General features: G+C 53.1%; 4 protein-coding genes and 1 pseudogene. 3 read left to right on the top strand and 2 right to left on the bottom strand.

From position 1 onward, the window contains the following. Positions 1-134, top strand: a pseudogene (locus tag RTK32_RS02635) (iron-sulfur cluster insertion protein ErpA); the annotation flags it as partial. A 446-nt stretch (positions 135-580) separates the two neighbouring features. Here the strand turns inward: RTK32_RS02635 and btuF are convergent. After that, a complete protein-coding gene (btuF, locus tag RTK32_RS02630) occupies positions 581-1,354 on the bottom strand; it encodes a vitamin B12 ABC transporter substrate-binding protein BtuF (protein ID WP_312041966.1) in 774 nt (257 codons plus the stop codon). Continuing rightward, on the bottom strand, positions 1,347-2,042 hold the full coding sequence (gene mtnN / locus RTK32_RS02625; RefSeq protein WP_312041965.1) for a 5'-methylthioadenosine/S-adenosylhomocysteine nucleosidase: 696 nt from the start codon (positions 2,040-2,042) through the stop codon (positions 1,347-1,349). Before mtnN ends, btuF begins: the two co-directional genes overlap by 8 nt. A gap of 87 nt (positions 2,043-2,129) precedes the next feature. Between mtnN and dgt the strand changes: the two genes are divergently transcribed. Both dgt and degP read left to right on the top strand, forming a co-directional pair. Further along, on the top strand, positions 2,130-3,644 hold the full coding sequence (gene dgt / locus RTK32_RS02620) for a dGTPase (protein ID WP_312041964.1): 1,515 nt from the start codon (positions 2,130-2,132) through the stop codon (positions 3,642-3,644). Between the two features lie 144 nt (positions 3,645-3,788). Next, on the top strand, positions 3,789-5,216 hold the full coding sequence (gene degP / locus RTK32_RS02615; protein WP_312041963.1) for a serine endoprotease DegP: 1,428 nt from the start codon (positions 3,789-3,791) through the stop codon (positions 5,214-5,216). Positions 5,217-5,436: the final 220 nt, after the last annotated feature.

The raw sequence follows: 5,436 nt of genomic DNA, 5'->3' as shown, positions 1-5,436 counted from the left end.
TGGACCCTATGAGCCTGCAGTATCTGGTTGGGGGATCGGTGGACTATACCGAAGGCCTGGAAGGTTCACGGTTTATCGTAACCAACCCTAATGCCAAAACGACCTGCGGTTGCGGCTCTTCTTTCAGTATCTGAATAAAAAACCCCGACGTTGCCGCCGGGGTTTTACTTACCTTTCTGCAGTACCCGTTTTGCCGTCCGGCACGTTTCATGGTGACATGAAACCGTCGCCTGGCTGATTTTTAGGCCGTGCGGCACTTTGTTGGCCGCAATCCACCGCAGACATGCTTGCTGTGAGAGTACTTTGCCCGTCAATGTGACATGCAAGTAAAGGGTCAGCCCACGCCAGTGCTGGAAGCAGCAGCGGCCCGACCCGCCGTTTTCGGCCTGGTGCCTTAACGACTTTTATTGCTGTAGTTTCCCTGGTGCTGACAGGGCACTCGCCCTGATATCTTCTGGTGCTAAAAGGGCTAAAGCCCTGCAATCCCGGGCGGCGCTTATAACAGCTCCGTCGCCTCGTAATTAAGTTAACGACCATCTTAGTTGAAACTTTAACCGACTTAAGTACAGTGCCTGCCGTCTTAAGGCTGCAATTGGCTGCACAACGTCCGCGCAGCCTGAATAATGCGAGGGCCTGGCCGGCTGAGCCAGTCATCATTTATTACAATTACCCGCGCATTAAGCTGTGGCTGCCAAAATGCGCTGACGGCAGCGGCGTCACTTCCGGTGACAATAGCTTGCGGATGCCGCATTAAAACCTGCTCGCGGCTGACCTGAGGCCAGGCTACACGACTGTCGGCAAAAATGTTTTCGCCGCCGCACACCTGCAAAATTTCGTTTTGCAGGGTGTGGCGCGAAGCGGTAAACAGCGGTTGCTGGCCAAACTGCAAAAATACGGACACTTTGCGGGCATGGTGGTAACGCTGCTGCAGGGCGTCCCACTGTTGCTGAAGGTTTACCGCTTCCTGCTCTGCCTGTTCCGGGTGCGGGCTAAAAGTTTTCAGATCGCGTAGGGCGGCGATCATCTCGCTGACCGTAGTGGGCGCTATCCAGACTACTTTGATGCCGAAAGCTGCCAGCTGCTCGACCTGACGTCGGGGATTCCCCTCGCGCCAGGCCAGCACCACATCAGGCTTCAGGCTAATAACGCGTTCAACATTAATGCCCTGCCAGTTAGCGACCTGTTCGACAGAGGCCGCCGCGGCAGGATAGTCGGAATACGCACTAACGCCCACGGGCGTGATACCGGCAGCAAAAGCCAGTTCGGTCAGATTAGGCGCAAGGGTAACAACGCGGGGCGAAGCGGCCGCTGCTCCGCAACAGAGCAGCAGCAAAAAGGTGAAAAGCTTAGCCACGAAGGTGGGTCAGCAGTGTTTCCACCAGCAGAGAAGACTGCTTAGCGGCAACGACCAGGAATTCATCAAAGCTCAGATGCGATTCCTTATCGGCCACGTCAGAAATCGCGCGCACCACCACAAAAGGGGTAGCGAACTGGTGGCAAACGTGAGCAATAGCAGTCGCTTCCATTTCTACACCCACGGCCTGCGGGAAGGTCGCACGGATGCGAGCCAGAGGTTCAGCGCCGTTGATAAAAGCATCACCGCTGACGACCAGGCCGCGTACGGCATTCAGGCCAAGCTTGGCAATGCAGCTTTCCGCTGCGACAATCAGTTTATCGTCGGCGGCGAAAGCGGCCGGACAGCCTGCCATCTGGCCTGGCTCATAGCCGAAAGCGGTGACGTCGGCATCGTGATAGCGCACCTCGTCGGATACCACGATATCGCCGACCTTTAGCGTGGACGCCAGGCCGCCAGCGGAACCGGTATTGATCACAAAGTCTGGTTTGCACAGTTCCAGCAGGAGCGTAGTGCCCATGGCTGCAGAAACTTTACCGATACCCGATTTCAGCAGGGCAACCTCGACGCCGTTCAGGGTGCCGGTATAGATCTCGCAGCCGGCCAGCGAGAGGGTCTGACGGTTTTCAATTTTGTCACGCAGCAGGGTAACTTCCTGCTCCATCGCACCAATAATGCCTGCTTTCATAGGAATACTCGCTATTGTTGTGGAGGTTGTTAAATACAGGGCATAGTTTATCATGAATAGCGAGTTTCACTCACCATGGCGGCCAGTATGACAGCGATAGATTTCAGGACGAAATTCAGTTTTGAGCGGCCCTTTAATAACCGCGAAAAGCCAGAAGGCGAATATTATATTACCCGCCATTTTGAAAGCGATCGCGGGCGTATTATTAATTCGGCGGCTATTCGACGGCTACAGCAAAAAACGCAGGTCTTTCCTTTGGAACGAAATGCCGCCGTGCGCTCGCGGTTGACGCATTCTCTGGAGGTTCAACAGACCGGCCGTTATATCGTCAAAGAGGTGCTTCAGGCATTACGCAAGCAGCCTGGCGGGCTGGAAAAGTACGGTCTGGCCGATTTAACCGGCGCCGTTGAAAGCCTGGTGGAGATGGCCTGCCTGCTGCATGACGTCGGCAATCCGCCCTTCGGGCATTTTGGTGAGGCCGCCATCAATGACTGGTTCCGCGTGAATCTGCCCGGGCTGCTGACCGAGCCGCAGGCAGCAGGCGTTAATGACAGCGAGCAAAATGAAAAATTCCTCGCCATGAATGCCCGCCTTCGTCAGGATCTATGCCACTTTGAAGGCAATGCCCAGGCTATTCGTTTGGTGCACACGCTGCTTCAGCTTAATCTTTCTTATGTACAGGTTGCCTGTATTTTAAAATATACGGCACCGGCCTGGTTTCAGGGCGAAAAACCGGCACAATTTAGTACGCTTATGAAAAAGCCGGGCTATTATCTTTCCGAAGAGAAGTATGTCGCCGATCTGCTTAAGGCGACCAACACCCAGCAATATCATCGTTTTCCGCTGACCTATATTATGGAAGCCGCCGATGATATCTCTTATTGTATTGCCGATCTGGACGACGCCGTAGAGAAAGCCATTTTCAGCGTCGAGCAGCTTTATCAGTTTTTACAGGATGAATGGGCACTGTTACGAAAAGACAAAAAGGTGACGTCGGACGATCTTTTTGTAAAGATCGTCGGCTTTGCTTACACAGAGGCGCAAAGTAAAACGCGTTATCGCAGTCGGAGTGATACTTTTTTTATGAAGCTGCGCGTTAAAGTGCAGTCTGCGCTGGTTGAGCATGCCGTTAAACGTTTCGTCGATAATATCGGGCCGATCTGGCAGGGAAGTTTTAATCATTCGCTGCTGGAAGATGATGGCGATGAAAACCAGTTGCTGAATGTATTTAAAAAAGTGGCCAGAAAGCATGTATTCAATCATCCGGAAGTTGAACAGCTGGAGCTGCAGGGTTATCGGGTTATAAAAGGGTTGCTGGATATTTATAAGCCATTATTACAACTTTCTTATCAGGATTTTAACGTCCTGATAAATGAAGATTTTCATAAAGACTACCCCATCGAAACACGGCTGTTTCATAAATTATCCGGCAAGCACCGCAAGGCTTATTCGGTACATATGAAAAACCTGAAGATCGAACAGCGATTTGAACGTCTGCTCTGGGAGCGTTATTATCGGGCGCGTCTGCTGCAGGATTATGTCAGCGGCATGACCGATCTTTATGCCTGGGACGAATATCGTCGTTTGATGGCAGTGGAATAAACGTTTTCCTGGCGGATTTGTAAAGGCAGAGAATATTTTTTTACTTTTCGCTGAAACTTATACATGAACTTAGCGTTAAAAAATAACTCTTACCAGCACGTCCGCTGCACGTTTCGCCTATCAGAACAGAAGAGAATCAGACGCATGAAAAAAACACTTTTAGCCAGCGCGCTGGCCCTGAGCCTGGGAATGGCAATGGGTCCGCTGACCGCTACGGCCGCAGAAACGGCTTCTTCTTCCAGCCAGCAGCTGCCAAGCCTGGCACCCATGCTAGAAAAAGTGATGCCTTCAGTAGTCAGTATCAACGTTGAAGGAAGCACAACGGTACGTACGCCGCGTTTACCTCAGCAGTTCCAGCAGTTCTTTGGTGGCAATTCGCCTTTCTGCCAGGACGGCTCGCCTTTCCAGGGCTCGCCAATGTGCCAGGGTGGCGGCCCGCAGAGTGACCCCGATACCCAGCAGGAGAAATTCCGCGCGCTGGGCTCTGGCGTGGTGATCAATGCAGAGAAAGGCTATGTTGTGACCAATAATCACGTAGTCGATAACGCAACCAAAATTCAGGTACAGCTGAGCGACGGGCGCAAGTATGACGCTAAGGTCATCGGCAAAGATCCGCGTTCCGATATCGCCTTAATCCAGCTTAAAGATGCTAAGGATCTGACGGCGATTAAAATTGCTGATTCCGATAACCTTCGCGTCGGTGACTATACCGTGGCGATTGGTAACCCCTACGGGCTGGGCGAAACGGTCACTTCCGGCATCGTTTCCGCGCTGGGCCGCAGCGGCCTGAACGTGGAAAACTATGAAAACTTTATTCAGACGGATGCGGCTATCAACCGGGGCAACTCCGGCGGTGCGCTGGTAAACCTGAACGGTGAGCTGATCGGCATTAATACCGCCATTCTGGCACCGGACGGCGGCAATATCGGCATTGGTTTTGCTATCCCAAGTGATATGGTGAAAAACCTGACGGCGCAAATGGTGGAGTATGGCCAGGTAAAACGCGGCGAGCTGGGGATTATGGGCACCGAGCTGAACTCCGAACTGGCAAAAGCGATGAAGGTCGATGCGCAGCGCGGCGCGTTCGTCAGTCAGGTATTGCCGAAATCCTCCGCGGCGAAGGCGGGCGTGAAAGCGGGCGATGTGGTGGTCTCTATCAACGGCAAGCAGATCTCCAGCTTTGCGGCGCTGCGCGCGCAGGTCGGATCGCTGCCGGTCGGCACGAAAATGGCGCTGGGTCTGATCCGGGATGGCAAACCGATGACAGTGAACATTGAGCTGCAGCAAAGCTCACAGGCGAAAGTCGATTCCGGCAACATCTATGTCGGTATTGAAGGGGCCGATCTCAGCAATTACGATACAAAAGACGTGAAGGGCGTGAAGGTCGATAACGTTAAAGCGGGATCGGCCGCAGCACGTATTGGCCTGAAGAAAGACGATGTGATTTTGGGCGTTAACCAGCAGGCGGTCGCTAACCTGGGCGAGCTGCGCAAAATCCTCGACGCTAAACCTTCCGTGCTGGCGCTGAATATTCTGCGCGGCGATACCTCTATCTACCTGTTAATGCAGTAACCTTCCTGCGGATGCTGGCCTGCGGGGCCAGCATCCTGTTAACAATGCCTTTCCATCCCTTCGCTTATTTCACACTCTGGATCACGCCTGGTGCATTTCCATGATGTCGCCATGCCAGCCTGCGGATGCCAGCCTGTAAGATCAGCCTCCGGTTAACAACGCCTCTCCATCCCTTCGCTTATTTTTACACGCTGGATCACGCCTGGTGCATTTGCATGAT

This window comes from Erwinia sp. (assembly GCF_031978025.1).
GTDB lineage: Bacteria > Pseudomonadota > Gammaproteobacteria > Enterobacterales > Enterobacteriaceae > Erwinia.
This window is presented reverse-complemented; position numbering and strand designations above follow the sequence as displayed.

Coding starts and splice junctions, on each gene's coding strand:
- mtnN (WP_312041965.1), bottom strand. CDS start 2,042: ATGAAAGCAGGCATTATTGGTGCGATGGAGCAGGAAGTTACCCTGCTG.
- dgt (WP_312041964.1), top strand. CDS start 2,130: ATGACAGCGATAGATTTCAGGACGAAATTCAGTTTTGAGCGGCCCTTT.
- degP (WP_312041963.1), top strand. CDS start 3,789: ATGAAAAAAACACTTTTAGCCAGCGCGCTGGCCCTGAGCCTGGGAATG.